The 26,073-nt window shown below is 71.3% G+C and carries 26 protein-coding genes and 1 pseudogene; 17 read left to right on the top strand and 10 right to left on the bottom strand.

Features of this window, described 5'->3' with window-relative positions; genetic code table 11:
- The first annotated feature begins 90 nt into the window (after window positions 1-90).
- The 5 genes from OG410_RS29490 (at window position 91) to OG410_RS29510 (ending at window position 5,056) form a co-directional block, all read left to right on the top strand.
- Complete coding sequence (locus OG410_RS29490) at window positions 91-462, top strand: YraN family protein (protein ID WP_329301870.1); 372 nt, start codon at window positions 91-93, stop codon at window positions 460-462.
- Window positions 462-2,087 carry a YifB family Mg chelatase-like AAA ATPase gene (locus OG410_RS29495; protein WP_329301871.1) on the top strand — a complete coding sequence of 542 codons (1,626 nt, stop codon included), beginning with the start codon at window positions 462-464 and terminating at the stop codon, window positions 2,085-2,087. Before OG410_RS29490 ends, OG410_RS29495 begins: the two co-directional genes overlap by 1 nt.
- Window positions 2,084-3,229 (top strand): DNA-processing protein DprA, encoded by a 1,146-nt coding sequence (gene dprA, locus OG410_RS29500; RefSeq protein WP_329301872.1) that lies wholly within the window; start codon window positions 2,084-2,086, stop codon window positions 3,227-3,229. Before OG410_RS29495 ends, dprA begins: the two co-directional genes overlap by 4 nt.
- Window positions 3,230-3,500: 271 nt before the next feature.
- Window positions 3,501-4,343, top strand: coding sequence for an RNA polymerase sigma factor WhiG (gene whiG, locus OG410_RS29505; RefSeq protein ID WP_326785273.1), 843 nt, complete (start codon window positions 3,501-3,503; stop codon window positions 4,341-4,343).
- A gap of 155 nt (window positions 4,344-4,498) precedes the next feature.
- Window positions 4,499-5,056: a TetR/AcrR family transcriptional regulator gene (locus OG410_RS29510; RefSeq protein WP_329304286.1), complete on the top strand. Its 558-nt coding sequence runs from the start codon at window positions 4,499-4,501 to the stop codon at window positions 5,054-5,056.
- A gap of 158 nt (window positions 5,057-5,214) precedes the next feature.
- On the opposite strand, the gene OG410_RS29515 is transcribed toward OG410_RS29510, so the two are convergent.
- Entirely contained in the window at window positions 5,215-5,814 is a 600-nt protein-coding gene (locus OG410_RS29515; RefSeq protein ID WP_329301873.1) for a murein hydrolase activator EnvC family protein, read from the bottom strand.
- Between the two features lie 269 nt (window positions 5,815-6,083).
- Between OG410_RS29515 and rpsB the strand changes: the two genes are divergently transcribed.
- The 5 genes from rpsB (at window position 6,084) to OG410_RS29540 (ending at window position 10,783) form a co-directional block, all read left to right on the top strand.
- Window positions 6,084-7,028 (top strand): 30S ribosomal protein S2, encoded by a 945-nt coding sequence (gene rpsB / locus OG410_RS29520; protein ID WP_329301874.1) that lies wholly within the window; start codon window positions 6,084-6,086, stop codon window positions 7,026-7,028.
- Between the two features lie 96 nt (window positions 7,029-7,124).
- Window positions 7,125-7,961, top strand: a complete 837-nt coding sequence (gene tsf, locus OG410_RS29525) for a translation elongation factor Ts (RefSeq protein WP_329301875.1) — start codon at window positions 7,125-7,127, stop codon at window positions 7,959-7,961.
- Between the two features lie 182 nt (window positions 7,962-8,143).
- Window positions 8,144-8,914 carry a UMP kinase gene (gene pyrH / locus OG410_RS29530; protein WP_037625128.1) on the top strand — a complete coding sequence of 257 codons (771 nt, stop codon included), beginning with the start codon at window positions 8,144-8,146 and terminating at the stop codon, window positions 8,912-8,914.
- Between the two features lie 172 nt (window positions 8,915-9,086).
- Window positions 9,087-9,644 carry a ribosome recycling factor gene (gene frr / locus OG410_RS29535; RefSeq protein ID WP_037625129.1) on the top strand — a complete coding sequence of 186 codons (558 nt, stop codon included), beginning with the start codon at window positions 9,087-9,089 and terminating at the stop codon, window positions 9,642-9,644.
- A complete protein-coding gene (locus OG410_RS29540; RefSeq protein WP_329301876.1) occupies window positions 9,644-10,783 on the top strand; it encodes a phosphatidate cytidylyltransferase in 1,140 nt (379 codons plus the stop codon). The genes frr and OG410_RS29540 overlap by 1 nt, the downstream gene beginning before the upstream one ends.
- Window positions 10,784-10,854: 71 nt before the next feature.
- Here the strand turns inward: OG410_RS29540 and OG410_RS29545 are convergent, their stop codons facing one another.
- Both OG410_RS29545 and OG410_RS29550 read right to left on the bottom strand, forming a co-directional pair.
- Window positions 10,855-11,178 (bottom strand): hypothetical protein, encoded by a 324-nt coding sequence (locus OG410_RS29545; protein WP_443063809.1) that lies wholly within the window; start codon window positions 11,176-11,178, stop codon window positions 10,855-10,857.
- Window positions 11,175-11,525 carry a DUF6233 domain-containing protein gene (locus OG410_RS29550; RefSeq protein ID WP_329301877.1) on the bottom strand — a complete coding sequence of 117 codons (351 nt, stop codon included), beginning with the start codon at window positions 11,523-11,525 and terminating at the stop codon, window positions 11,175-11,177. Before OG410_RS29550 ends, OG410_RS29545 begins: the two co-directional genes overlap by 4 nt.
- A 152-nt stretch (window positions 11,526-11,677) precedes the next feature.
- Between OG410_RS29550 and OG410_RS29555 the strand changes: the two genes are divergently transcribed.
- The 3 genes from OG410_RS29555 to OG410_RS29565 all read left to right on the top strand — a co-directional run bounded on the left by OG410_RS29555 (window position 11,678) and on the right by OG410_RS29565 (window position 13,543).
- A complete protein-coding gene (locus tag OG410_RS29555) occupies window positions 11,678-12,151 on the top strand; it encodes a carboxymuconolactone decarboxylase family protein (protein WP_328671758.1) in 474 nt (157 codons plus the stop codon).
- 449 nt (window positions 12,152-12,600) lie between these two features.
- The gene (locus tag OG410_RS29560; protein WP_329301878.1) at window positions 12,601-12,921 is read left to right on the top strand and encodes a GYD domain-containing protein; all 321 of its coding nucleotides are present in this window, start codon (window positions 12,601-12,603) and stop codon (window positions 12,919-12,921) included.
- Window positions 12,922-13,006: 85 nt separating this feature from the next.
- Window positions 13,007-13,543, top strand: a complete 537-nt coding sequence (locus OG410_RS29565) for a DUF4240 domain-containing protein (protein WP_329301879.1) — start codon at window positions 13,007-13,009, stop codon at window positions 13,541-13,543.
- Window positions 13,544-13,605: 62 nt separating this feature from the next.
- On the opposite strand, the pseudogene OG410_RS29570 reads toward OG410_RS29565, so the two are convergent.
- Window positions 13,606-13,833, bottom strand: a pseudogene (locus OG410_RS29570) (hypothetical protein); the annotation flags it as partial.
- Between the two features lie 18 nt (window positions 13,834-13,851).
- Complete coding sequence (locus OG410_RS29575; protein WP_329301880.1) at window positions 13,852-14,505, bottom strand: hypothetical protein; 654 nt, start codon at window positions 14,503-14,505, stop codon at window positions 13,852-13,854.
- Between the two features lie 852 nt (window positions 14,506-15,357).
- Between OG410_RS29575 and rlmN the strand changes: the two genes are divergently transcribed.
- From rlmN to OG410_RS29595, 4 genes are all read left to right on the top strand, one after another.
- A complete protein-coding gene (gene rlmN / locus OG410_RS29580) occupies window positions 15,358-16,464 on the top strand; it encodes a 23S rRNA (adenine(2503)-C(2))-methyltransferase RlmN (protein WP_329301881.1) in 1,107 nt (368 codons plus the stop codon).
- A 314-nt stretch (window positions 16,465-16,778) separates the two neighbouring features.
- Window positions 16,779-17,837: a thiamine ABC transporter substrate-binding protein gene (locus OG410_RS29585; RefSeq protein ID WP_329304288.1), complete on the top strand. Its 1,059-nt coding sequence runs from the start codon at window positions 16,779-16,781 to the stop codon at window positions 17,835-17,837.
- 167 nt (window positions 17,838-18,004) lie between these two features.
- Window positions 18,005-19,603, top strand: coding sequence for an ABC transporter permease (locus OG410_RS29590; protein WP_329304289.1), 1,599 nt, complete (start codon window positions 18,005-18,007; stop codon window positions 19,601-19,603).
- A complete protein-coding gene (locus OG410_RS29595; RefSeq protein ID WP_329301882.1) occupies window positions 19,604-20,662 on the top strand; it encodes an ABC transporter ATP-binding protein in 1,059 nt (352 codons plus the stop codon).
- A 72-nt stretch (window positions 20,663-20,734) separates the two neighbouring features.
- On the opposite strand, the gene OG410_RS29600 is transcribed toward OG410_RS29595, so the two are convergent.
- The 5 genes from OG410_RS29600 to OG410_RS29620 all read right to left on the bottom strand — a co-directional run bounded on the left by OG410_RS29600 (window position 20,735) and on the right by OG410_RS29620 (window position 26,037).
- Window positions 20,735-21,394, bottom strand: a complete 660-nt coding sequence (locus OG410_RS29600) for an LAETG motif-containing sortase-dependent surface protein (protein ID WP_443063810.1) — start codon at window positions 21,392-21,394, stop codon at window positions 20,735-20,737.
- A gap of 186 nt (window positions 21,395-21,580) precedes the next feature.
- On the bottom strand, window positions 21,581-22,696 hold the full coding sequence (locus tag OG410_RS29605) for an LOG family protein (protein WP_329301884.1): 1,116 nt from the start codon (window positions 22,694-22,696) through the stop codon (window positions 21,581-21,583).
- Between the two features lie 405 nt (window positions 22,697-23,101).
- Window positions 23,102-23,509, bottom strand: a complete 408-nt coding sequence (locus OG410_RS29610) for a VOC family protein (protein ID WP_329301885.1) — start codon at window positions 23,507-23,509, stop codon at window positions 23,102-23,104.
- A 141-nt stretch (window positions 23,510-23,650) separates the two neighbouring features.
- Complete coding sequence (locus OG410_RS29615) at window positions 23,651-25,318, bottom strand: hypothetical protein (RefSeq protein WP_329301886.1); 1,668 nt, start codon at window positions 25,316-25,318, stop codon at window positions 23,651-23,653.
- Window positions 25,300-26,037, bottom strand: coding sequence for an ABC transporter ATP-binding protein (locus OG410_RS29620; protein WP_329301887.1), 738 nt, complete (start codon window positions 26,035-26,037; stop codon window positions 25,300-25,302). The genes OG410_RS29615 and OG410_RS29620 overlap by 19 nt, the downstream gene beginning before the upstream one ends.
- Window positions 26,038-26,073: the final 36 nt, after the last annotated feature.

Raw genomic sequence — 26,073 nt, forward strand, 5'->3', positions numbered from 1 at the left:
GACGGGGTTCTCCACAGCCGCCCGCTCGTCCACCAAGATCCAACAGCTGGGTGACAAGGCCTCAGTGTCGGTGCCGGAGGTGGTGCCGACATGAAGACACCCGAGGCACGTAAGGCACTGGGAGCCTACGGCGAGGAACTGGCCGCACGACGGCTGACCGGGGCCGGAATGACGGTCCTGGCACGCAACTGGCGCTGCGGCAGGACCGGCGAGATCGACATCGTCGCCCGGGACGGCGACGCGCTGGTCGTCTGCGAGGTCAAGACCCGCGGGGCGGGGGCGTTCCAGCATCCGATGGACGCCGTCACACCGGCCAAGGCCCGCCGGCTGCGCGGTCTGGCCGAACGCTGGCTCCAGGAACACGGTGGAGCCCCGCCGGGTGGCGTCCGCATCGACCTGGTCGGCGTCCTGATCCCCGAACGCGGCGCGCCCGTGGTCGAGCACGCGCGGGGGGTGGCCTGATGGGATTCGCGCGTACGTGTTCGGTCGCCCTGGTGGGCGTGGAGGGCGTCGTCGTCGAGGTCCAGGCCGACCTGGAGCCGGGCATCGCCGCCTTCACACTGGTCGGACTCCCCGACAAGAGTCTGACCGAGAGCCGGGACCGGGTCAGGGCGGCGGTGGTCAACTCCGGCGCGTCCTGGCCGCAGAAGAAACTGACGGTGGGGCTGAGCCCGGCCTCGGTGCCCAAGGGCGGTTCCGGCTTCGATCTCGCCGTGGCCTCGGCGGTGCTGGGCGCCTCCGAGCGGATCGACCCCCGCGTGCTCGCCGACATCGTGATGATCGGGGAACTGGGGCTCGACGGCCGGGTGCGGCCGGTCCGCGGCATCCTCCCGGCCGTCCTCGCCGCGGCGGACGCCGGGTACGTACAGGTGGTGGTGCCGGAGTGCGCGGCGGCCGAGGCCTCACTCGTGCCGGGGGTCTCGGTGCTCGGGGTCCGCAGCCTGCGCCAGCTGATCGCGGTACTGGCGGACGAACCGGTGCCCGAGGAGGAGCCGGACGAGCGGGGCCGCCCGGACCCGCTGTCCGCCGGCCTGCGCCTGCCCGGCACGGGCGAGGCCACCGGCCTCTGCGGCATCGCCGTGCCGGAACACGACCGGGGCCACGACCTCGGCGACGTCGTCGGCCAGCTCTCGGCACGCACCGCGATGGAGGTGGCGGCGGCCGGCGGCCACCATGTCTTCCTCCAGGGGCCGCCCGGCGCGGGCAAGACGATGCTGGCCGAGCGGATGCCGCTGATCATGCCGCGCCTCACCCGGCAGGAATCCCTGGAGGTGACGGCGATCCACTCCGTCGCGGGCCTGCTGCCGCCCGGCAAACCGATGGTGGACGTCGCGCCGTACTGCGCACCCCATCATTCCGCGACCATGCAGTCGCTCGTCGGCGGCGGCAAGGGGCTCGCACGGCCCGGAGCGGTGTCCCTGTCACATCGTGGCGTGCTCTTTCTGGACGAGGCACCGGAGTTCAGCGGCTTCGCGCTGGACGCCCTGCGGCAGCCGCTGGAAGCGGGACACGTGGTGATCGCGCGCAGCGCCGGTGTCGTGAGGTTCCCCGCGAAGTTCCTGATGGTGCTGGCCGCCAACCCCTGCCCCTGCGGCCGCTTCAGCACGACGAACGACTTCTGCGAGTGTCCGCCCTCCGTCATCCGCCGCTATCAGGCGAGGCTCTCCGGGCCGCTGCTCGACCGGGTCGACCTGCGCGTGGACGTCGAACCGGTCAGCCGGGCCGAACTCACCGCGCGCGGGGCGCGGGGCGAGTCGACGAAGACGGTCGCGGACCGGGTCCTCGCCGGCCGTGAACGGGCCGCCGAGCGCCTGAAGGGGACCCCCTGGCACACCAACAGCGAGGTGCCGGGGCGCGAGCTGCGCGGACGCTGGCAGGCGCGGGCGGGAGCGATGGACGAGGCCGAGCGGGGCCTGGAGCGCGGGCTGCTGACGGCTCGTGGCCTGGACCGGGTGCTCCGGGTCGCCTGGACGGTCGCGGACCTGTCCGGACACGACCGGCCCGACGCCGGGGACGTCGCCCTGGCCCTCCAGCTGCGCACCGGCATCCCGCGCGGTGTGCCGATGGCGATCGGCTCGCCGGCATGACAGCCGTCGAACGCGAGGCCCGCGTCACGCTGTCCCGGGTCGTCGAACCGGGTGACGAGGTCTGCGGCCGCTGGATCCGGGAGGTCGGGGCCCCGGAAGCGGTCCGGTGGCTGTACGGGAACCTGGGACAGCCACGGGGAATGACCGACAGAAGGTGGGCCGGGCTGCGGGCCAGGGCCGCGCGGGCCGCCCCGGAGCGCGACCTCGCCCTCGCCCGGGGCGCCGGGGTGAGGTTCGTCTGTCCCGGTGAATCCGAATGGCCCGCGCAGCTCGACGACCTGGGGGACGCCCGGCCCGTCGGACTGTGGGTGCGCGGGCCGGCCGGTCTGCGGTTGTGGGCCCTGAGATCGGTGGCCGTCGTCGGCGCCCGTGCCTGTACGGAGTACGGCGCGCACATGGCCGCCACCCTCGGCGCCGGTCTTGCGGAGCGGGGCTGGGTGGTGGTGTCCGGCGGCGCCTACGGCATCGACGGCGCCGCGCACCGCGGCGCCCTCGGGGCGGGCGGGGCCACGGTCGCGGTGCTCGCCTGCGGCGTCGACCGGCCCTATCCGCGCGGACACACCCAGCTGATCACCAGAATCGCGGAACAGGGTCTCGTCGTGGGGGAGCTGCCGCCGGGCGAGCACCCGACGCAGAGCAGATTCATCCTTCGCAACCGGGTCATCGCGGCGCTCACCCGGGGCACCGTGGTCGTCGAGGCGGCGTACCGCAGCGGAGCGCTCGTCACCGCCCGCGCCGCACAGCGGCTGGGCCGGTTCACGATGGGCGTGCCGGGTCCCGTCACCAGCGCGCTGTCGGCCGGGGTGCACGAAATGCTGCGCGGGGAGGCCGTCCTGGTGTCCGACGCCGCGGAAGTCGCCGAACTGGTGGGCGACATGGGGGAGCTGGCTCCGGACCGGCGTGGTCCCGTACTGCCGCGCGACCTGCTGCCCCCGGACGCGGTGCGTGTCCTGGCCGCTCTGCCGGCGCGGGATCCGGCCGGGACCGAGGAGATCGCCCGGCGGGCGGCGACCAGTACGGACGACGCGGTCGGGAGACTGTACGAACTCCGAGCACTTGGATTCGTCGAACGACACGGCGACGGCTGGAAGTTGACACGCCAGGCGACGGCCTCCGGCGGAGGTGATCGGGAGGGATGCTGACCGAGCGTGTTCGGCCGTCCGGGGGAATGCCGACACGCCTGGGAATCCTCGCAGTTGGCGGCCCCTGACGGTCACGCAGGGCGACCGCCGTGACTCCGGGGGACGTCCCGGGGAAAGGTTTCGCGTGCGGGTGACAGCCTGCCCTTCGCGCACTGCGACAGCCCAGTCACGCTACGCTCACAAGAATCCGAAGCAGGCACGCGATCTCGGCACGGCGCCGACAGGACACCCAGGTCATCCCAGTTCACGGCAGAACGGCACAAGGCGACGAATGCCCCAGCACACCTCCGGGTCCGACCGGACGGCGATCCCGCCAGCCGCCCGCGACGGCGGCAGCGTGCGCCCGCCCGCGCCCTCGACACTCGACGAGCTGTGGCGGTCGTACAAGTCGACCGGTGACGAGCGGCTGCGGGAACAGCTGATCCTGCACTACTCGCCGCTGGTGAAGTACGTCGCGGGCCGGGTCAGCGTGGGCCTGCCGGCCAATGTCGAGCAGGCCGACTTCGTCTCGTCGGGGGTGTTCGGGCTGATCGACGCGATCGAGAAGTTCGACATCGAGCGGGAGATCAAGTTCGAGACGTACGCGATCACCCGCATCCGCGGGGCGATGATCGACGAACTGCGGGCGCTGGACTGGATCCCGCGGTCGGTGCGTCAGAAGGCGCGCAATGTGGAGCGCGCCTACGCGACGCTGGAGGCGCGGCTGCGGCGCACCCCCTCCGAGGGTGAGGTCGCCGCCGAGATGGGCATCGGTGTGGAGGAACTCCACGCGGTGTTCAGCCAGTTGTCGCTGGCCAACGTGGTCGCTCTGGAGGAGCTGCTGCATGCCGGCGGCGAGGGCGGCGACCGGCTGAGCCTGATGGACACCCTGGAGGACACCGCCGCCGACAACCCGGTCGAGGTGGCCGAGGACCGGGAGCTGCGGAGGCTGCTGGCACGGGCGATCAACACGTTGCCCGACCGGGAGAAGACCGTGGTCACGCTGTACTACTACGAAGGGCTCACGCTCGCGGAGATCGGCAATGTGCTCGGGGTGACCGAGAGCCGGGTGAGCCAGATCCACACCAAGTCGGTGCTTCAGCTGCGCGCCAAGCTGGCCAGTTTCGGACGCTGAGCCGGGCCGTGCCGTGATGCCGGGCGGTGCCGCCCGGCCGTCCTGGCGGCGGGCCCGTAGTGGCGGACGCCATCGGGGCGGCTCGGCGGAGTGGTTCCCGTCGGCGGCACCGCGTCCGTACAGTGGTTGACGTGCCAAGGATTCGAGCGGCCTCCGTGGCCGAGCACCGGTCGATGCAGCGAGCCGCCCTGCTGGACGCGGCGCGATCCCTGTTGTCCGAGGGCGGGACGGAGTCGCTGACCTTCCCCGCGCTCGCCGAGCGCACGGGGCTCGCGCGTTCCTCCGTGTACGAGTACTTCCGGTCCAGAGCGGCCGTCGTCGAGGAACTGTGCGAGGTCGACTTCCCCGTCTGGGCGGCCGAGGTCTCCGCCGCGATGGCCGCGGCGGACGGCCCCGAGGCCACGGTCGAGGCCTATGTGCGCCGGCAGCTGGCCCTGGTCGGGGACCGGCGGCACCGCGCCGTGGTCGCCATCTCCGCCAGCGAACTCGACGCGGGTGCCCGGGAAAAGATCAGGGCCGCGCACGGCGGGCTGGTCACGATGATCGGTGAGGCGCTCACGGAGATGGGGCACGCCGAGCCGCGGCTGGCCGCGATGCTCCTCCAGGGCGTGGTGGACGCCGCGGTGCGCCGTATCGAGCTGGGCGCCGCCGAGGACCCCTCCGCGATCACGGAGGCGGCCGTGACGATGGCCCTCCGGGGCGTCCGGGGCTGACCCCCGCCGTCCCCCGGGATCAGGGCTGAACCCGGCTGTCCTCCCGGGATCAGGGCTGAGCCCCGCCGTCACGGGCCGGGGTGACTCGCCCGCTGGACCGCCTCCCCGCCTTCCCGCTCCCTGCAACCTCGCCCCCTGCCTGGTCGGTGTCCGGCCGGTCAGGGACGGGTGTCGGGGGTGTCGAGCGGCAGCAGGCGGGACGGGCCCGTGCCCAGGAGCCACGGGGGGAGCAGCGACAGCGGGTTCAGATAGGCCGTGCCTCTGCGCAGGCCCCAGTGCAGACAGGGTGTCGGCCCGCAGTGTGTGTCCGGTGTTTCCAGGGTGCCGAGCACCTGGCCCGCGAGGACCTCGTCGCCCTTGCGCACCGAGGCCCGCACCGGTCCGTACGTCGTCCGCAGCGGCGGTGCCCCCGTACCCGGCAGCTCCACCGAGACGGCCCCGCGACCCGCGACCCGGCCCGCGAAGGACACCCGGCCGGACGCGACGGCCCGTACCTCGGCGCCGGGCCCGGCCGCCAGGTCGACCCCGCGATGCCCCCGCGAGTAGGCCGTCTCCGGCGGTTCCCAGCCCCGTACGACGAACGGCCGGACGCCCACCGGCCAGGCGCGGGCGAGCGTGGGCACCGAGGGGTCGGCCGTCGGCGGGGAGGCCGGGACCCTCGGCCCGGGGCCGGTCCCGGGAGCCGGCGCCGACGCACCCAGGACGGTCACCGCCAGGCACAGCAGGAGCCACGCACGCACACATCGCTTCACTCGCATGCAGGAACCGTCCCGCACCGAGCGGATCATGGCCGGGATCTGTGGAGTACCGACCGGTTGTGGACAGCGGCGTCACCTGCCCCCTCTCGGGTCCCGTACACTTCTGATGGCGATTCGGGTCACCGAGTCGACTTCGCACGCCCCGGCACCTGGTCGTCACAGATCGGTGTCAGCGCCTCTCGGTCCTTTGTGGCAAGGCGCATCGCGGGCGTCAGGCGCGTGTGCCGTCCGGCATACGCGGTACAACCGAGAACACTAGGAGAACGGCCATGGCCGTCGTCACGATGCGGGAGCTGCTGGAAAGCGGCGTCCACTTCGGTCACCAGACCCGTCGCTGGAACCCGAAGATGAAGCGCTTCATCTTCACCGAGCGCAACGGCATCTACATCATCGACCTGCTCCAGTCGCTGTCGTACATCGACCGCGCCTACGAGTTCGTCAAGGAGACCGTCGCCCACGGCGGCACGGTCATGTTCGTCGGCACGAAGAAGCAGGCGCAGGAGGCCATCGCGGAGCAGGCCACCCGCGTCGGCATGCCCTACGTCAACCAGCGCTGGCTGGGCGGCATGCTCACCAACTTCTCCACCGTCTACAAGCGTCTGCAGCGCCTCAAGGAGCTCGAGCAGATCGACTTCGAGGACGTCGCGGCCTCGGGTCTCACCAAGAAGGAGCTTCTCGTGCTCTCGCGCGAGAAGGCCAAGCTGGAGAAGACCCTCGGTGGTATCCGCGAGATGCAGAAGGTGCCCAGCGCCGTCTGGATCGTGGACACCAAGAAGGAGCACATCGCGGTCGGCGAGGCCCGGAAGCTCAACATCCCGGTCGTCGCCATCCTCGACACCAACTGTGACCCGGACGAGGTCGACTACAAGATCCCGGGCAACGACGACGCGATCCGCTCCGTCACCCTGCTCACCCGCGTGATCGCCGACGCTGTCGCCGAGGGCCTCATCTCCCGCTCCGGCGCCGGCAAGGCCGCGGGCGACAAGGCCGCGGGCGAGCCGCTCGCCGCGTGGGAGCGCGACCTGCTCGAGGGCGAGAAGAAGGCCGACGACGCCGAGGTCCAGACCTCCGCCGAGACGGAGAAGGTCGCCGACGCCGAGCAGGCCGAGGCCCCCGCCGAGGCTGAGGCCGTCGAGGCCCCCGCCGCCGAGGCCGAGGTTGCTGCCGAGGCGCCCGTCGCCGAGGCCCCCGCCGCGGACGCCGAGCAGGCCTGACCCCTCACCCTTTCGGGTTTGTGAACGGCGGGGGCCCACAAAGCCCCCGCCGTTTGTCCCGTAGATCTTCAGACTTCGAGAGAGACTCCAGGAATCATGGCGAACTACACCGCCGCCGACGTCAAGAAGCTTCGTGAGCTCACCGGCGCCGGCATGATGGACTGCAAGAAGGCGCTGGACGAGGCCGACGGTCACGTCGACAAGGCCGTCGAGGCGCTGCGGATCAAGGGCCAGAAGGGCGTCGCCAAGCGCGAGGGCCGCTCCGCCGAGAACGGCGCCGTGGTCTCCATCATCGCTGACGACAACACCTCCGGTGTCCTGGTCGAGCTGAAGTGCGAGACGGACTTCGTCGCCAAGGGCGAGAAGTTCCAGGCTGTCGCCAACGAGATCGCCCAGCACGTCGTCAAGACGTCGCCGGCCGACATCGAGGCGCTCCTCGGCTCCGAGATCGAGCCGGGCAAGACGGTTCAGGCGTTCGTCGACGAGGCCAACGCCAACCTGGGCGAGAAGATCGTCCTGGACCGCTTCGCCCAGTTCTCCGGCGCCTTCGTGGCCTCGTACATGCACCGCACCATGCCCGATCTGCCCCCGCAGATCGGTGTTCTGGTCGAGCTGGACAAGGCCGACGCCGACCTCGCCAAGGGCATCGCGCAGCACATCGCCGCCTTCGCGCCGAAGTACCTCTCCAAGGAGGACGTTCCGGCCGAGGTCGTCGAGACCGAGCGTCGCGTCGCCGAGGAGACCACCCGCGCCGAGGGCAAGCCCGAGGCCGCCCTCCCGAAGATCGTCGAGGGTCGCGTCAACGGCTTCTTCAAGGAGGCCACCCTCCTCGGTCAGCCGTACGCGCTCGACAACAAGAAGTCCGTCCAGAAGGTTCTGGACGAGGCCGGTGTCACCCTGAAGCGCTTCTCGCGCATCAAGGTCGGCATCTGAGTCCGTACAGCGATCGACGCGCGACCCCGATAGGGTCGACAGCAGTCGTCCGCGTACGTCGGCACTCACACGTGTGTGCCGGACGACAGCAGATCTGACGAGGAGGCCATTGCCGAGCATGGGATGCGAACACACCCCAGCGGCAATGGCCTTCTTCGTATGTGCACCATGAGGAGATCTCCATGACCACCACCCAGGCCGGCAACGGCGAGAAGAGCGACGACGGCAAAGGCGCGGGCCGCTTCCTGCTGAAGCTTTCCGGCGAGGCGTTCGCCGGTGGCGGAGGACTGGGCGTCGACCCCGACGTGGTGCACAAGATCGCCCGCGAGATCGCGGCCGTCGTGCGCGGCGGTGCCCAGATCGCCGTCGTCATCGGCGGCGGCAACTTCTTCCGCGGGGCCGAACTCCAGCAGCGCGGTATGGACCGGGCGCGCTCCGACTACATGGGCATGCTCGGCACGGTCATGAACTGCCTCGCCCTCCAGGACTTCCTGGAGAAGGAAGGCATCGACAGCCGCGTCCAGACCGCCATCACCATGGGCCAGGTCGCGGAGCCGTACATCCCGCTGCGCGGCGTGCGGCACCTGGAGAAGGGCCGTGTGGTCATCTTCGGCGCCGGTATGGGCATGCCGTACTTCTCCACCGACACCACTGCCGCCCAGCGTGCCCTGGAGATCGACGCCGAGGCGCTCCTCATGGGCAAGAACGGCGTGGACGGGGTCTACGACTCCGACCCGAAGACCAACCCCGAGGCGGTCAAGTTCGACGCGCTCAGCTACGGCGAGGTCATCACCCGGGACCTCAAGGTCGCCGACATGACCGCCATCACGCTGTGCCGGGACAACAAGCTGCCGATCCTGGTCTTCGAACTCCTGGCGGAGGGCAATATCGCGCGGGCCGTCAAGGGTGAGAAGATCGGCACACTCGTGGGCGACCAGAGCGGCCGAGCCTGACAGGGAACGCGCTGGACCGGATACACCTTCCGGTCCGGGACGGACCCCGACCGGGGGATGGACAATGTCCTGCCGGTCCGGAACCGTGCAGGAACAAGACGCGACGCAGCCGGCCGCCGGACTCCGACGAGGAAAAGCTGCCGGGCCTACTCAAGACACGCAGGAGCAAGTGGTGATCGAAGAGACCCTCCTCGAGGCCGAGGAGAAGATGGAGAAGGCCGTCGTGGTCGCCAAGGAGGACTTCGCCGCGATCCGCACCGGTCGTGCGCACCCGGCGATGTTCAACAAGATCGTGGCCGACTACTACGGCGCGCTGACGCCGATCAACCAGCTGGCCTCGTTCTCCGTTCCGGAGCCGCGCATGGCCGTGGTGACCCCGTTCGACAAGAGCGCGCTGCGCAACATCGAGCAGGCGATCCGCGACTCCGACCTGGGCGTCAACCCCAGCAACGACGGCAACATCATCCGGGTGACGTTCCCCGAGCTGACGGAAGAGCGCCGCAAGGACTACATCAAGGTCGCGCGGACCAAGGGCGAGGACGCCAAGGTCTCGATCCGCGCCGTGCGCCGCAAGGCCAAGGACGCTCTCGACAAGCTCGTCAAGGACAAGGAGTCCGGCGAGGACGAGGTCCGCCGTGCGGAGAAGGAACTCGACGACACCACGGCGAAGTACGTCGCCCAGGTGGACGAGCTCCTGAAGCACAAGGAAGCGGAACTGCTCGAGGTCTGATGAACGACTCTTCCTGGGGGGCGCCGCCACAAGCCGGGTACTGGGGGCCGTCCGAGCAGGGGCCACTCCAGGGGGCGGCCCCGGCGGGTCCCACGTACGATGCGCATGACGCGCAGCACACTCGGCCCATGCCCACCGCGCCCGACGTACCCGCTCATGGCGGGGACCAGGATGACGACCAGGGGGCCGCTCGGCTGAGCGGCCCCCCGGTCCGCAACGACTCACCGCCGACGGCGCCCTACGGGGATCCGTCGCACAATCCGCAAAGCCCGCAGGAGCCCATGCCCAGCACCGCACCCGAGCCCGCCCCCGCACCGCAGAAGAAGAGTGCGGGACGCGACCTGGGTGCGGCCATAGGAGTGGGCGTCGGGCTCGGCGCCGTGATCGTCGCGTCGCTGTTCGTCGTCAAGGCCGTCTTCGTCGGTGTGATAGCGGTGGCCGTGGTGGTGGGGCTCTGGGAGCTCACCTCACGGCTGGAGGAGCGCAAGGGCATCAAGGCGCCCCTCGTGCCGCTCGCGCTCGGCGGGGCCGCCATGGTCGTCGCCGGATACGTGCGCGGAGCCGAGGGTGCCTGGGTGGCCATGGCGCTCACCGCGCTGGCCGTGCTGGTCTGGCGGATGACGGAACCGCCCGAGGGCTACCTCAAGGACGTCACCGCGGGGGTCTTCGCGGCCTTCTACGTGCCGTTCCTGGCGACCTTCGTGGCCATGATGCTCACCGCCGACGACGGCCCGCGCCGCGTTCTGACCTTCCTGCTCCTGACGGTCGTCAGCGACACGGGGGCGTACGCCATCGGCTGGCGCTTCGGCAAGCACAAGCTGGCTCCGCGGATCAGCCCCGGAAAGACCCGCGAGGGTCTGTTCGGAGCGGTCACCTTCGCGATGGCGGCGGGTGCGCTGTGCATGCAGTACCTGATCGACGACGGCACCTGGTGGCAGGGTCTGATCCTCGGCCTCGCGGTCGCGGCCAGCGCCACGCTCGGTGACCTCGGCGAGTCCATGATCAAGCGGGACCTCGGCATCAAGGACATGGGCACCCTGCTGCCGGGCCACGGCGGCATCATGGACCGCCTGGACTCTCTGCTCCCGACGGCTCCGGTCGTCTGGCTGTTGCTCGTCCTTTTCGTCGGTTCCGGCTGATCGTTTCTCCGCACGCGTTTACGACGTACGTATCCGCGACGCGCGCACATCCACGACACCACCCCTTCGGGTCATCCGATCACCTCACCGTGATCGCCGTGACCCGGAGGGGTGGTGTCGTATGTGCGGGGCCGGCCGTCCTGCCACTCCACCCAGCGCGGATCGTCCAGGTACTCCCAGGCGTCGGGCAGGCCGGCGCGGCGCAGGAACTCGACCACGTCGGCGTCGCTGTGGGCGATACCGGCGCTCCGCCCGCGGATCGTCACGCGGCGCCCGCCGGCACCGACCGGGCGGCCGACGGTGATGGGTGCGGTCGGCGCGTGCGCGTCGTCGGGCTGTGCGCCTTCGTGGTCGGGGCGCGAGTCTTCGTTCGGCTGTATGTGTTCGTGGTTCACAAAACACCCGGATCCGTGTCGGGGCGGCAGTACGGGCAGGCCGTGACGCCGTCTTCGGTGATCGCCCGGAGAGCCTGCTCGCGGGCGAGCGGCCTCGTGTTCTTCCCTGCCATGCCGCAGGCGCCGGTGTGGACGGCGCCGGGGGTCGCGCCGGTACCGCCGCCGCCCGCCCGTCGCATCGCGAGCTTCCAGCCGCGCGGCGGCGGGGGCGACGTGCGGGCCGCACGCGTGGCCGCGACCTCTTGGCGCTCCACCTCGGCGATGGTGTCGTCGGTGCGGCGCAGTTGCCGGAGCAACCACGCGCGGACGCTGCGCAGATGCTGCGGGCGGGACGCTTTTTCGGACACGTGTTCGATTCTAGGCCCTGGCGAAACGTCGCGACAGCATTCCTCGCGCGCCGCCGATCGTAGAGACGCAGGTCACATTCAGGTCGGTCACATCGTGCCGGGTCGTTCCGTCAACCAGGTGTAACCACGAGAAACGACACAGGGAGCACACCATGGAAGCTCGTCTGAACCTCTTCGCCAGCCCGGTGGCGGCCAAGTTCATGAAGCACATCGTCGCCGCGGGCAGGCCGCTCGCGGAGTCGACGCTGCCGCTCGCGACGCAGGAGTTGGTGAAGCTTCGTGCCAGCCAGATCAACGGCTGCGGGTTCTGCACGGACATGCACAGCAAGGACGCGGAGGCCGCGGGGGAGACCTCCGTGCGCCTCAATCTGGTCGCGGCCTGGAGGGAGGCGACGGTGTTCACCGACGCCGAGCGCGCCGCCCTGGAGCTGACGGAGCAGAGCACGCGCATCGCCGACGCGGCCGGCGGCGTCACGGACGAGTGCTGGGCGAACGCCGCCAAGTACTACGACGAGGAGCAGCTCGCCGCGCTGGTGTGCTGCATCGCGCTCATCAACGCCTTCAACCGCGCGAACGTCATGATCCAGCAGCCCGCCGGCGACTACAGGCCCGGCCAGTTCGCGTAGCCGGGAGACGTGGGGGGTCCGGCGGCTGGGACCTGAGTCACGGGGAGGGCCGCGCCGGTTCGGGCGGGGACCGGGACGGTTGGGGCGGGGGCGGGGACGGGAACGGTTCGGGAGAGGGCGGGGCGGGGGCGGGGACGGGAACGGTTCGGGAGAGGGCGGGGCGGGGGCGGGGATGGCGGCGGAATGGTGACGATGCCGCCTTCCTCCTCCTCTTGCTCCTCCTTCTCTTCCTCGTCCTTCTCGGCCGCGCAGGTTGTTCATGCGGTGAGCTCATGCGGCGAGCGGCCCACCGGAATCGTCCGGCGGCTGTCTCACGAGCGAATGCCGCCGTTCTCCGACCGACGGCTGGTGTCTTACGAGTGAATCCCGGCGTTCTCCGACGGGCGGCCGAGGCGTCGGCGGGAAGAGCATCCACGTACCGGACACCTCAATGGCAGGGAGCAGCCCCTATGCCGAAGTTCCTCATCCAGGCCCGCTACACCCCCGAGGGGGCGAAGGGCCTGCTCAAGGAAGGCGCGAGCGGCCGCCGCGCCGCCGTCGAGCACGTCGTCGCCGGCCTCGGCGGGAGCGTCGAAGCCATGTACTTCTCCTTCGGAGAGGACGACTTCGTGTGCATCCTCGACTTCCCCGACGCGGTCTCCATGGCCGCCGTCAGCCTCAGCGTCAAGGCCAGCGGTGCCCTCCACACCCGGGCCACACCGCTTCTCACCCTCGACGAAGTCGACGAGGCCGCCCGCAGAGAGGTCGCCTTCCGTCCTCCGGGCGCGTAGCCCGAGCCGGCCGGGGACACTCCACCGCAGGCGCTCAGGCTGGACCCTCGCCGCCGAGTCCAGCCCGGGTGCCATGCTCTGCCCCATGGACGCGGAAGAGTTCTGGAACCTGATCGGGCGGGCCCGCGGCATGGCTGTCGACCCGGCCGACGTCGAGGACATCGCCGAGCAGGCCACCGTGCTGCTGGCCGGGTACGCCCCCCGGGACATCCTCGGCGCCGAGCAGGTCCTGCAAGAGCTGATGGCCGCGTCCGACCGAGCTTCCCTCCGGGCCGCGGCCTGGGTCATCAGCGGTGGCAGCCCCTGTTTCGACGAGGGTTTCGACTACTTCCGCGGATGGCTGATCGCCCAGGGCCGGGAGGTCTTCGAAGGCGTCGTCGCGCACGCCGACCGGCTGGCCGAGCTCCCGGAGATCTCTGCGTCGGCGCCCGAGGGGATCGAACCCGACGGTGAGGAGATTCTTGGCATCGCCCAGGACGCCTACGAGAGGGCGACCGGCGCCGAACTGCCCGAGGGCGCCTTCACCTTCGACGACCCAGCAGTCGATCCGGACCACGACTTCGACGACCGTGAGCGTATGACCGCCCTGCTGCCCCGGCTCACCGCCCTGTACCCGGGCTGACCCGGACCGGCCCGCAGCCTCGACGGGGCCGAGTCGGTGGGGAGGGTTTGTCGTTCGAAGCCGGCGGCGGTCACGGCGAGGCTTCCGATCATGACCAGCACCACGCCGACCATGAAGAGGCCGCTGGAGTCGTCCGACCAGTCGTAGTAGGCGGCGACGGTGAGGCCGGCCGTGGTGCCGAGGACAGCGGCTCGGGTGTAGTGCCGGGATGTCGCCCAGTACACCGGTGCCAGCAGAATCAGCACCAGCCCGATCACCTGCCACGCCTCGTACGGACCGGTCGTCGTGCCGCCCGCCGGGTCTGCTCCTCAGTTTCTGAGTGGACCGCACGTCAGTCGGTAGGCCTCCTGGATCCAGGGCTCCTTGGTGTGGGGGTTCACGCCGCAGGCCAGCGATGCACTTGTACCGCCGAACCAGGTGCTCACGCTGCCGTAGACGTCACCGCCGGGGCAGTTCACGGTGAAGCTCGCGTCGACGGCCTGGACTCCCTCGGCCTCGACGAAGCGCCCCGCGTGTCCGAGGGAGTCGACCTTGACGGGGTAGCGCCGACGATCGGCGGACTCCTTCCCCGGAGCGGCCAGTTGATCGACGTCCCACCACTTGAGGCGCTTGGCGAGCGCGGCGAGGACCTGGTGCGCTGATACGCGGTCGTCGCTCGTGCTGACCTGGGGCACTATGTTGCGCACGAGCCCGGGGTGAAACGTGACCCAGCCGTCGCTCTTGCGGACGTTCACGACCGGCGAGACTTCGGTGAGTCGCTGCTCCCGGTGCACCGAGGTCCACCGGACGGCCCCGCCCGCGCAGGACGGCGTGGACGCGATGGCCTTCGTCTCGGCCTCGGTCGTCTTCCTCGCCGCCGGCTTCCCGGTCGCTGTCGTACAGGCCGCCGCCGACGGCACCACCGCGCACAGCAGCGCCGCTGTCGCCCACCCATGACGTCGCGTCATCCTGCTGCGTGCCATTCGCTGTCGTTCCGCTCGCTCAAGTGCCGGACCCGCCGTTCGGACGTTGGGTCCAAGATCCAGGAGTCTGTGAATATAGGCCGTCTGACCAGCAGAAACAGAGTTTGTGATGCAGTCGCAACGCACTGGTGCGGTGTCCCCGGGATACAGCAGGGCGGACGACACCGAAACCGTCTTCACGGGAGAGCCGCCGTCCCCACCACGACGTGCTCTCGTTCTGCAGATCTACCGACGGATGCCAGGCGCAGGACGCCAGCTGCTCGCTGTCGATGTCTTCGCCGTGACTTCGAGTGGATCGGTACGGCAGATCTGACGGCCGGGGTTCCCGGCACTGAAACCGGCTGATGTGTCAGAGCAGTCGGGTGCCATCACGGCGGTGCCAAGGAGCCAAGGTGCCGCTGGAGACGGACTGACCTGGGGTACGGCGCCGCCGGTCACGTCCGTAGTACGGGCCAGACGGATCACCGCGCGGCGACTGGGCGTACCCCTTCGGGAGGCCTTGCAGCGCACTGAGGTCGGTTGAACGGAGTCGGTGACCGGACCCGGGTGCGGGTCCATCTGCTCACCGGCAGGCACATCTGTGCATCGTCGCAGCAGGTGAGAGGCATACACCGGCACGCACACCTGTGGATCGTCGCAGCAGGTGAGAGGCGCACCGGCACTGACATCGCCAGGAGGGTCCGGACGAGTGCCGCGCCGGGACGCCCCCGGGCGGTGCGAGGTCGGGGGACGCCCCCGGGCGTGCGAGGCCGGGCGAGGTCGGGCGAAGCTGACCGGTGGCACCCGTGGGTGACGGCCCCCACCCCGCTGTGGCCTGGGCCGGTGGTATTGATCTGCGACACTGGAAGGGTTATGCCGAAGCCCGGAGAACTCACCTTTGTCGCGCCGCGCGGAGCCAAGAAGCCGCCGCGGCACCTTGCCGATCTCACGCCCGCCGAGCGCAAAGAGGCGGTTGCCGCGATCGGTGAGAAGCCGTTTCGTGCCAAGCAGCTCTCGCAGCACTACTTCGCCCGGTACGCGCACGACCCCGCCGAGTGGACGGACATCCCGGCCGCCTCGCGCGGCAAGCTCCAGGAAGCGCTGCTTCCCGAGCTGATGACGGTCGTGCGGCACCTGTCGACCGACCAGGACACCACCCGCAAGACGCTGTGGCGGCTCTTCGACGGCACGCTCGTCGAGTCCGTGCTGATGCGCTACCCGGACCGGGTGACCATGTGCATCAGCTCGCAGGCGGGCTGCGGGATGAACTGCCCGTTCTGCGCCACCGGACAGGCCGGCCTCGACCGGAACCTGTCCACCGGCGAGATCGTGCACCAGATCGTCGACGGTATGCGGGCGCTGCGTGACGGCGAGATCCCCGGGGGTCCGGCGCGGCTGAGCAACATCGTCTTCATGGGGATGGGCGAGCCGCTCGCCAACTACAAGCGGGTGGTCGGAGCGATCCGGGCCCTGACCGACCCCGAGCCGGACGGCCTCGGGCTCTCGCAGCGCGGTATCACGGTGTCGACGGTCGGGCTCGTCCCCGCCATCAACCGGTTCGCGGACGAGGGCTTCAAGTGCCGGCTCGCGATCTCCCTGCACGCCCCGGACGACGAGCTGCGCGACACCCTCGTCCCCGTGAACACGCGGTGGCAGGTGCGCGAGGTGCTGGACGCCGGATGGGAGTACGCGGCCAAGTCCGGGCGGCGCCTGTCGATCGAGTACGCCCTGATCCGGGACATCAACGACCAGGCGTGGCGTGGGGACCGGCTCGGGCGGATGCTCAAGGGCAAGCCCGTACATGTCAACCTCATCCCGCTGAACCCGACCCCGGGCTCGAAGTGGACCGCGTCGCGGCCCGAGGACGAGAAGGCGTTCGTCGAGGCGATCGCGGCCCATGGTGTCCCGGTCACTGTCCGGGACACCCGGGGGCAGGAGATCGACGGAGCGTGTGGCCAGCTCGCCGCGACCGAGCGGTAGTCTGAACCGAGTCGGCCCGTGCGGTCGTCCGACATCGTCATGGTCGGACAATCCCATCGTCCGGCATCTTCACCGTCCGACATCTTCATATTCCGACAGGGGAGCGCCACAGCGCTGAGAGTGCGGGACAGACCGCAGACCCTCTGAACCTTGCCCAGGTCATTCTGGGTAGGAAGTTCGGTCGTTACTCAAGCTGTTGCGCCCTGCCCGGGAACCGTCAGAGGTCCTGGGCAGGGCCGCGTCTCTTCCTGGTCACCCAGGAGGAATCAGTGAGCATCACCACCACCGTCAGCAGTGGCAGACGGTTCGCCGTCATGGCCGCCGGGCTCGGCCTCGTCGCGCTGCCCGTGCTGTCCGCGTGCGGCTCGTCCGGCGACTCGGGCTCGGGCGATTCGAAGACGGTCACGCTCGTCAGCCACGACTCGTGGCTCGTGTCGAAGAGCGTGCTGGCCGACTTCGAGAAGCAGTCAGGCTACAAGGTCCGCGTCCTCAAGGACGGCGACGCCGGGCAGGCCGTGAACAAGGCCGTTCTGACCAAGGACAACCCCCAGGGCGACGTCTTCTTCGGCGTCGACAACACCCTGCTCTCCCGCGCGCTCGACAACGGGCTGTTCCAGCCGTACGAGGCCAAGGGCGCGGAGCAGGTCCTGCCGGAGTACCGGACCGACCAGGACAAGCACCGGGTCACGCCCATCGACACCGGCGACATCTGCGTCAACTACGACAAGGCCTGGTTCAGCGAGCACAAGCTGGCGCCGCCGCGGTCCTTCGACGACCTGGTCAAGCCCGCGTACAAGAACCTCCTCGTCACCGAGAACGCCGCCACCTCCTCGCCCGGCCTCGGCTTCCTGCTCGGGTCCGCCGCGCACTACGGCGACAAGGGCTGGGAGGACTACTGGACGAAGCTCAAGGCCAACGGCGTGAAGGTCGTGGACGGCTGGGAGCAGGCGTACAACGAGGAGTTCTCGGGGTCCGCCGGAGGCAAGAAGGCCAAGGCCGACCGGCCGCTCGTCGTCTCGTACGCCTCCTCGCCGCCCGCCGAGGTCATCTACGCCGACCCGAAGCCCGCCACGGCCCCGACCGGCGTCGCGGACGGCACCTGCTTCCGGCAGGTGGAGTACGCGGGCCTGCTCAGCAATGCCAAGAACGCCAAGGGCGGCAAGGCGTTCCTGGACTTCCTGCTCACCAAGGAGTTCCAGGAGGACATGCCGCTCAACATGTTCGTCTACCCGGTCCGTGAGGGCGCGCGGGTGCCCGCGGAGTTCACCCGGTTCGGTCCGCAGGCCAAGGATCCCGAGATCCTGGCGCCCGCGAAGATCGCCGCCGACCGCGACCAGTGGGTCAAGTCGTGGACCTCACTCGTACTGAAGTAACGGACAAGGCCGGTCCCACCGACCCTGCCGGTGGGACCGACCCTGCCGGTGGGACCGGCGGGGTCGGCGACATCGGCCCCGAAGCCGCCGCCGCCGCCGCAGCAGCAGAAGCCGCAGCCGTGGCCTCGCGCGGCGTGCGTCGGCGGAGCGCGGTGCGGTTCGGGCTGATGGTCCTGCCCGTCGCGTTCTTCGCGGTGTTCTTCGCCTGGCCGGTCGCCGCGATCGTCTCGCGTGGGCTCCACGGGGACGGCGGCTGGGAGCTCGGCCGGATCTGGGACGTGGCGACCCGCTCCGACATCCGGCACGTGCTGTGGTTCACCACCTGGCAGGCGCTCGCCTCGACGGCGCTCACGCTGCTGGTCGCGCTCCCCGGCGCGTACGTCTTCGCGCGCTTCGACTTCCGGGGCAAACAGATGCTCCGGGCCGTGGTGACGGTGCCCTTCGTGCTGCCGACCGTGGTCGTCGGCACGGCGTTCCTCGCGCTGGTCGGCCGGGGAGGGCTGCTCGACGAGCTGTGGGGCGTACGTCTGGACACCACGGTGTGGGCAATCCTGCTGGCGCATGTCTTCTTCAACTACGCCGTCGTCGTACGGACCGTCGGCGGGCTCTGGTCGCAGCTCGACCCGCGTCAGGAGGAGGCCGCGCGCATGCTCGGGGCCTCGCGTCTCGCGGCCTGGCGCAGGGTGACGCTGCCCGCGCTCGGGCCCGCCGTGGCCGCCGCCGCCCTCATGGTCTTCCTCTTCACCTTCACCTCGTTCGGTGTGGTGCAGATCCTCGGCGGCCCGACCTTCTCGACCCTCGAGGTCGAGATCTACCGGCAGACCTCCGAGATCTTCGACCTCACGACGGCGGCGGTGCTCACGATCGTCCAGTTCGTGGCCGTCGGCGCGATCCTCGCCGTGCACGCGGCGACCGTGCGCCGACGGGAGACCGCCCTGCGGCTGGTGGCGCCGGCGACGACCGCGCGCCGGCCGCGCGGTGCCGGGCAGTGGGCGCTCCTCGCGGGTGTGCTGGTGAGCATCGCGGTTCTGCTCGTTCTGCCGCTCGCCGTCCTCGTCCAGCGCTCCCTCGGCGCCCCGGGACTCGGCTACTACCGGGCCCTGGCCGACGACGACGGAGGTGTCTTCCTCGTCGCCCCGATCGAGGCGGTCGGCAACTCGCTGGAGTACGCGCTCGCCGCCACCGCCATCGCCGTGCTGATCGGCGGTCTGGCCGCGGCCGCCCTCACCCGGCGCGCGGGCCGGCTGATGCGGGGCTTCGACGCCCTGCTGATGCTGCCGCTCGGCGTCTCCGCGGTGACCGTGGGCTTCGGGTTCCTGATCGCCCTGGACGAGCCGCCGCTCGACCTGCGCGCGAGCTGGATCCTCGTGCCGCTGGCGCAGGCGCTGGTGGGCGTCCCCTTCGTCGTACGGACGATGCTGCCCGTGCTGCGAGCGGTGGACGGGCGGCTGCGGGAGGCCGCGGCCGTCCTCGGGGCGTCGCCGTGGCGGGTGTGGCGCGAGGTCGATCTGCCGATGGTGCGGCGGGCGCTGTTGATCGCGGCCGGGTTCGCCTTCGCCGTCTCCCTCGGCGAGTTCGGGGCGACCGTCTTCATCGCACGGCCCGACAACCCGACGCTGCCGGTCGCCGTCGCCCGGTTGCTCGGGCGCGCGGGAGATCTCAACTACGGCCAGGCGATGGCCCTTTCGACCATCTTGATGGTGGTGTGCGCGGTGGCGCTGCTGCTGTTGGAGCGGGTACGGACCGACCGGACCGGGGAGTTCTAGATGCTGCTGAGCCTCCAGGGCGCGACCGTACGCTTCGGCGGGCGGCCCGTGCTCGACGCCGTCGACCTCGATGTCGCCGAGCACGAGATCGTGTGCGTGCTCGGGCCGAGCGGCAGCGGAAAGTCCACACTGCTGCGGACGGTCGCCGGACTGCAGCCGTTGGACGCGGGCCGTGTGGTGCTGGACGGACGGGACCAGGCGGCCGTTCCCGCGCACAAGCGGGGCGTCGGCCTGATGTTCCAGGACCATCAGCTCTTCCCGCAGCGGGACGTGGGCGGCAACGTGGCCTTCGGACTGCGGATGCGGGGCACGTCGAGGAGCGGACAGGCCGCCCGGGTGGGGGAGCTGCTGGACCTCGTCGGGCTGCCCGGAGCCCGGGACCGCGCCGTCGCCTCGCTCTCCGGCGGTGAGCAGCAGCGCGTGGCGCTGGCCCGCGCCCTCGCGCCGAGCCCCCGGCTGCTGATGCTCGACGAGCCGCTCGGCCAGCTGGACCGCTCGCTACGCGAACGGCTCGTCGTCGAACTCCGCCAGCTCTTCGGCGAGTTGGGGACGACGGTGCTCGCCGTCACGCACGACCAGGGCGAGGCCTTCGCGCTCGCGGACCGGGTCGTGGTGATGCGCGACGGGCGGATCGCCCAGTCCGGTACGCCACTCGAGGTCTGGCAGCGGCCCGCGGACTCCTTCGTGGCCCGCTTCCTCGGCTTCGACAACGTGGTCGAAGCGACCGTGAGCGGGAGTGCCGCCGACACCCCCTGGGGCAAGCTCCCGGTGCCCGAGGGCGCCCCCCAGGGGCCCGGAAGCCTCCTCGTGCGGCCCGCCGGTGTACGGCTCGTGGCCGTGGCGGACGGGCTGCCCTGCACGGTCGCCGCGCGCACCTTCCGGGGCACGCACGTCGCCGTACAGCTCCAGCCGGAGGGCGCGCCCCGGCTGGAGGCCGCGTGCGCGTTGCGGGACGCTCCGGAGCCCGGGGACGTGGTCGGGGTGGAGTTCGACGCCGCGGAGATCGTCGTCCTCGGGGCACCGGCCCCCGCGAAGCGGCCGGCGCGGCAGGCGGGTTGAGCGGGACGTCCGGACAGCCGTGTGGCCCGCCCCCTCGACGGGGGCGGGCCACACGGTCGTTCAGGAGGTGGTTCAGCTCGCCTTCGAGGCGCCACGGCGGCGCATGCCGAAGAAGACCGCTCCGCCACCGACGACGACGAGCGCGCCGGCGATACCGGCGATCACCGGGGTGTTGGAGTTCGCACCGGTCTCGGCGAGGTTGGACTCACCGGCGGCCGCGGACGGCTGGTTGTCGCCCGGGGTGGCCGGAGCGGCGCTGCTCTCCGAGTCGGACGGGCTGGCCGAGTCCGAGGGAGTGTCCGAGGAGGCGGACTCCGACGGCTCCGGGCTCGCCGACGGGGACGGCGACTCCGACTTCGTCGTGCAGGCCTCGTCCTTGGTCACCAGGTTCGGCGAGATGTCCTTGTCCACGATGTTCGGGACGCTGACGTGGATCCGGTACTCGGCCTTGGGCGCCCAGTCCTCCGAGAAGGAGATGGTGGCGCCGTCCTTGCTGCCGATGACCTTCTGGGCGGACCCGACCTGGTGGTCGTCGGCGCCGTTGCGCTCGAGGAAGACCGTGATGGTGGCTTCCTTGGCGGAGGAGTCGACATCGGTCACGGTGATGATGCCCTTCCCGTTGCCGTCACAGGTGGCGGCGGCCGAGAAGTCCTTGATGTTGCAAGCGAGTGCGTTGCCGGCGACGCCGAGCGCGAGCGCGGCAGAGGCGGAGGCAACGCCGAGGATTCGCACGGAACGTGCGGTGCGTCGAGATATGGACACGATTGCCCTTCACAGGTTGAGCAACTGCGGGGGGTGTGGGGGGATTTGCTGCGGTATTTCCAGCAACAGCGCCCCCAGGAGTCTCACAGGTCTATAAGCGCGACCTAAGTGCTGTCAATGCGTAGACCGTGCCCCGCTGTTGGCTTTGCCGAGTTGTTAAGGTCCCAGGTGTTTGAGCGCTTCCGGAGCGTCATCGACGCCGTCGACGAGGGCGATGCGCGACTCCATCGGGCGCTCCCTGGCCAGCGACGTCAGCAGCGCCCAGGCGGGGTACTTCTCGGTCCAGTGCTCCCGGTCCACCAGGACCATGGGGGTCGGCTCGCCTCTGGATCCGTAGTAGTTGGGGGTCGCGTTGTCGAAGATCTCCTGTACGGTCCCGGCGGCGCCCGGAAGGAAGACGACCCCCGCGTTCGAGCGGGCCAGCAGTCCGTCCTCACGGGTCGCGTTGGCAAAGTACTTGGCGATGTGCGCGGCGAAGGCGTTCGGCGGCTCGTGGCCGTAGAACCAGGTGGGGATGCCGACCGAGGCGCCGCCCGAGGGCCAGCGCTCGCGCACCTCGAACGCCGCGCGCGCCCAGTCCGTGACGGAAGGGGTGAACGAGGGGACGGCGGCCAGTACACGCAGAGCCTCGTCGAGCATGCCGTCGTCGAACGGGGCCGCGTACGCGCCGAGGTTCGCCGCCTCCATGGCGCCGGGGCCACCGCCGGTGGCGACCATGAGGCCGGAGCGCGCGAGGGTGCGGCCGAGCCGTGCGGCCCCCGCGTACGCCTCCGTGCCGCGCGCCATCGCGTGGCCGCCCATCACGCCCACCACCCGTACGCCGACGAGGAGTTCTTCGAGCGCGTCCGAGACGGAGTCGTCGTGGACCGCGCGCACCATCGACGCGAATATGTCGCCGTCGGCCTTGGTCCGCTGGAACCAGGCGTACGCGCGGGCGTCGGGCGTCGACTCGTACCCCGCGTCGAGCGAGGCGAAGAGCTCGTCGGGAGAGTAGAGCCGGCCCCGGTAGGGGTCGAGGGGGAGGCCCGGTACGGGCGGGAAGACGAGCGCACCCGAGAGCCGGACCCGCGCGGCCGCCTCGGGCTCCATCGGACAGCCGAGGAACACGGCACCCCCGGTGTCCGCGGACAGCAGGTCCCGCGTACGGCCCGTCAGATCGACGGCCTGGACCCGGAACCCGGCGAGCGAGCCGCCCGCCGAGACGGCCTCGTCGAACTCGGCGAGGGATTCGATCTCACGGTCGTGGGAGACGTGAAGAGGAGTTGGCAGCACCCGGCCATGCTAGGGGCTGCCGCCCAAGGGGCACCGGGGTTCCGGACCTCCGCCCCCCGGGACGTGACCCCGGGGCACCCCCGGCCTCGCGACCAGACCCCGGGTCACCCCCGGCCTCGCAACCGACCGCGGCCCGACCGCTGACCGCGACCCCGCCCGGAAATCGGCCCTGGCCTCGGCCGGCTCTGGCCGAGCGTCCAGCCCCGGCCGCCTCACGGCCCGCCGCACCAACGACCTTCCTTCGCCCCCTCCGCCCCTACCCGACCCGAACCTGGGGCTCCGCCCCGGACCCCGCTCCTCAAACGCCGGAGGGGCTGGATCTTGTGCCCGTACCCGACGAGGCGGGCCGGCGCGCGGACCCCTGTACCGCGCGCCGGCCCCGGAACGTCGGCCGGGTGGTGAGGCTCAGCCCTGGACCGCCGCCGGGTCCATCCACATGACCTCCCAGGTGTGGCCGTCGAGGTCGTCGAAGGCACGCCCGTACATGAAGCCCTGGTCCTGTGCCTCGCCGGTGCCCGAGCCGCCCGCCACGATGGCGGCGTCGACCAGCTCGTCGACCTTCTCGCGGCTCTCGGCGCTCAGACACAGCAGCACCTCGCTGGTCTTCGTCGCGTCCGCGATCTCCTTTTTGGTGAAGTCCGCGTAGCGCTGCCGGCCGAGCAGCATCGCGATGATCGTGTCGCTGATCACCACACAGGCGCAGTCGTCGGTGGAGAACTGGGGGTTGATCGTGTAGCCGAGCTCCGTGAAGAACTTCCTCGAGGCGGCGACGTCGGACACGGGCAGGTTCACGAAGATCATCTGCTGGTACATGCGAGGTACTCCCGTCGGTGTTGTGCCGTTCGCAGGGATAGACCGGGGGTCCGCCCGGAAATCATCGCCCGGTACGGACTTTTCCCGGAGGACCGCGCCGGGCGGCCCGCGGGCGCGTCAGCTGACCGGCCCGCGGGCCGGTCAGCTGATGAGCGGAAGCGCGGCCAGTTCGGCGACCGCCCAGGTCAGCGGGGCGAACGCGACGAACAGCGCCCCGGCGCGCAGGGCCGCGGCGCCGCGCAGCATCGTGGCGGGCGCCCCGAGCTGCAGCAGGGCCGCCGTGGTGTCGGCACGGGCCTGCCGCGCCTCGACGGCGGCGGTCGCCAGGGTCAGCAGCGTGCACCCGGCGACCAGCAGGGCGCCGAGCGTGGTCAGCGGACCGAAGGCGGGCCGGGCGCCGGTGTACAGCGTCGTCATGGCGAACCCGCCCGACGCCACCGCGCACACCACCCCCAGCGGCTGCCCGATGCGCCGCGCCTCCGCCTGGAGCACCCGCCCGGCCAGCAACCGCATCGCGCCCGGACGTACGGCCTGGAGCAGCCATCCGCACAGATACGTGATCGCGGGCCCGGCGAGGGCCAGACCGACCGCCGTCAGCACCCAGCCGAGCAGCACCCCGGCCGGACCGCCGACGAATCCGCCGGGCAGCGCGAGCGCGGGCGCGGATCCCGGACGGCTCGCGTACGTCTCCACGGCCAGCCCGGCCGCCAGTGTGGCCGCACCCCAGGGGAGCCCGTTCGGGCAGCCCTGCGCGGGCCGCAGCGCGCGGGAGCCGGCCTCGGCGGCCCGACGCCGGTCCGGGCGCGCACCGGGCACGAGGGCACCCTCGTACGCCGGTTCCGGGTGTGCGTACGAGGGTGCCGTGTTCCCGTACGCGATGTCCGGGCGCTGGTACGAGGGCGGCGTTCCGTGGGCGACGGCGGGCGGCAGGTCCTCCGCGGCCGTCCTCCCGGTCTCCCCGGAGGCGTACGCCTCGGCGGTCCAGTGGAAGTCGGGGCCGCCGGAGCCGTCGGCCGCGGGGGCCCGCGGGTCGGGTGCCGGCAGGGCGCCGTCATGGGCGCCCGCCGACGCGTCCCGGAATCCCGCGCCCGTGCCGGTCACGGTGAGACCCGCGGTCGTGCGGGTCGCCGCGGAGGTTGTGGGACCGCCGGGCGCGGTGATGGGCGCGGGCGTACCGGGGGTGCCGTCCGTGGGCCGTCCGCCGCCTCGGGTACCGGGCCGCGGAGCGCCCGAGACGGCGTTCTGCCGCGCCGACATCCAGGTGCGACCGTACGACCACGCGGCGCGCACCGGGCCGCTGCCCCGGGGGCGCAGGGCCAGGGCGGCCGCGCCGGAGGCCGCGACCGGTACCACGACGAGCAGGGTGAGGGCCGCGGGCAGGGGCAGGGACCGGCCGGAGGCGAGGAAGTCCGTGGCCGCGCCGCCGAACGGGATACCGGTCAGGTCGCCGCGCAGGTGGAGGAAGAGGACCAGGGCGAGCAGAGAGCCGAGGAGCGTGGACAGGGCGGTGGTGGCGGCGGAGATCGCCATCAGCCGGCCCGGACCGAGGCCGATGGCGGACAGGCCGGGCCGGGGCCGGGTGGCGGGGTCGGTGCGGGCCACCGCGACGGCGAAGTAGACCGTGGCGGCGAGGGGAACGACGCACCAGGCCAGGCGCAGCGCGCCGGCGGCCGAGGCGTCCGGATGGCTCAGCGCGTACCCCAGCGTGCACAGCAGCAGGAACCCGGTGCCCGCGGAGGCGGCGGCGACCAGGAGCCTGCGGAGCTGGACGAGGGGGTGGCCCCCGCGGGCTAGACGGAGAGCGAGCACGCGGCCCGGCCTTCCGTCTCGGCGACCGGGGGCAGGTGGACGGTATTCACACGCCGTCCGTCGAGCAGGTTCACCGTGCGGTCGGCGAGGGCCGCGGTGTCCGGGTCGTGGGTGGCGAGGACGACGGTGATGCCGTGCGAGCGGGCCGCCGAGGTCAGGGTGCGCAGCACATGAGCCTGGTCGGCGCGGTGCAGAGGGGCCGTCGGCTCGTCGGCGAACAGCACGGTGGGGGCGGGGGCGAGGGCGCGGGCGACGGCCACGCGCTGCCGTTCGGCCTGGAGCAGGGCGTGCGGGCGTTTGCGGGCGCAGTCGCCGACGTCCAGGCGCTTGAGCCACTCCAGGGAGGCGGTCTTGGCGGCCCGGCGGGTCCAGCCGCGCAGCATCAGCGGGAGGGCGGTGTTCTCCCAGGCGTTCAGCTCGGGGACCAGTGTCGGGACGGGGCCGATCCAGCCGAACCGGTCCCGGCGCAGCCGCTCGCGGGTGAGCGGGCCCATGGTGTGCACGGGCGAGCTGTTGAACCAGACCTCGCCCTGCTGCGGCAGGAGCTGGCCGGACAGGCACAGCAGGAGGGTCGTCTTGCCGCTGCCGCGCGGGCCGCCGACGGCGAGGATCTCGCCCTCACGGACGCCGAGCGAGACACCGCTGAGCGCGGGCGAGCCGTTGTGCTTGACGTGCAGGGCGCGTGCCCAGAGCACGTCGTTGTCAGGCGGGGCCACCATCGCGTACACCTCGTTCAGAGCTGATGTGCCGTGCCG

Origin of the sequence: Streptomyces sp. NBC_00659 (assembly GCF_036226925.1) — a bacterium.
Classification (GTDB): domain Bacteria; phylum Actinomycetota; class Actinomycetes; order Streptomycetales; family Streptomycetaceae; genus Streptomyces.

Excerpts from the sequence above, each read along its gene's own strand:
- whiG (WP_326785273.1), top strand. The coding sequence starts at position 3,501 with ATGCCCCAGCACACCTCCGGGTCCGACCGGACGGCGATCCCGCCAGCC.
- OG410_RS29490 (WP_329301870.1), top strand. The coding sequence starts at position 91 with ATGAAGACACCCGAGGCACGTAAGGCACTGGGAGCCTACGGCGAGGAA.
- OG410_RS29610 (WP_329301885.1), bottom strand. The coding sequence starts at position 23,509 with ATGTACCAGCAGATGATCTTCGTGAACCTGCCCGTGTCCGACGTCGCC.
- rlmN (WP_329301881.1), top strand. The coding sequence starts at position 15,358 with ATGCCGAAGCCCGGAGAACTCACCTTTGTCGCGCCGCGCGGAGCCAAG.
- OG410_RS29555 (WP_328671758.1), top strand. The coding sequence starts at position 11,678 with ATGGAAGCTCGTCTGAACCTCTTCGCCAGCCCGGTGGCGGCCAAGTTC.
- OG410_RS29595 (WP_329301882.1), top strand. The coding sequence starts at position 19,604 with ATGCTGCTGAGCCTCCAGGGCGCGACCGTACGCTTCGGCGGGCGGCCC.
- OG410_RS29540 (WP_329301876.1), top strand. The coding sequence starts at position 9,644 with ATGAACGACTCTTCCTGGGGGGCGCCGCCACAAGCCGGGTACTGGGGG.
- OG410_RS29565 (WP_329301879.1), top strand. The coding sequence starts at position 13,007 with ATGGACGCGGAAGAGTTCTGGAACCTGATCGGGCGGGCCCGCGGCATG.
- pyrH (WP_037625128.1), top strand. The coding sequence starts at position 8,144 with ATGACCACCACCCAGGCCGGCAACGGCGAGAAGAGCGACGACGGCAAA.
- OG410_RS29515 (WP_329301873.1), bottom strand. The coding sequence starts at position 5,814 with ATGCGAGTGAAGCGATGTGTGCGTGCGTGGCTCCTGCTGTGCCTGGCG.
- OG410_RS29620 (WP_329301887.1), bottom strand. The coding sequence starts at position 26,037 with ATGGTGGCCCCGCCTGACAACGACGTGCTCTGGGCACGCGCCCTGCAC.
- rpsB (WP_329301874.1), top strand. The coding sequence starts at position 6,084 with ATGGCCGTCGTCACGATGCGGGAGCTGCTGGAAAGCGGCGTCCACTTC.
- OG410_RS29575 (WP_329301880.1), bottom strand. The coding sequence starts at position 14,505 with ATGGCACGCAGCAGGATGACGCGACGTCATGGGTGGGCGACAGCGGCG.
- OG410_RS29585 (WP_329304288.1), top strand. The coding sequence starts at position 16,779 with ATGGCCGCCGGGCTCGGCCTCGTCGCGCTGCCCGTGCTGTCCGCGTGC.
- OG410_RS29560 (WP_329301878.1), top strand. The coding sequence starts at position 12,601 with ATGCCGAAGTTCCTCATCCAGGCCCGCTACACCCCCGAGGGGGCGAAG.
- OG410_RS29590 (WP_329304289.1), top strand. The coding sequence starts at position 18,005 with ATGGTCCTGCCCGTCGCGTTCTTCGCGGTGTTCTTCGCCTGGCCGGTC.
- tsf (WP_329301875.1), top strand. The coding sequence starts at position 7,125 with ATGGCGAACTACACCGCCGCCGACGTCAAGAAGCTTCGTGAGCTCACC.
- OG410_RS29495 (WP_329301871.1), top strand. The coding sequence starts at position 462 with ATGGGATTCGCGCGTACGTGTTCGGTCGCCCTGGTGGGCGTGGAGGGC.
- dprA (WP_329301872.1), top strand. The coding sequence starts at position 2,084 with ATGACAGCCGTCGAACGCGAGGCCCGCGTCACGCTGTCCCGGGTCGTC.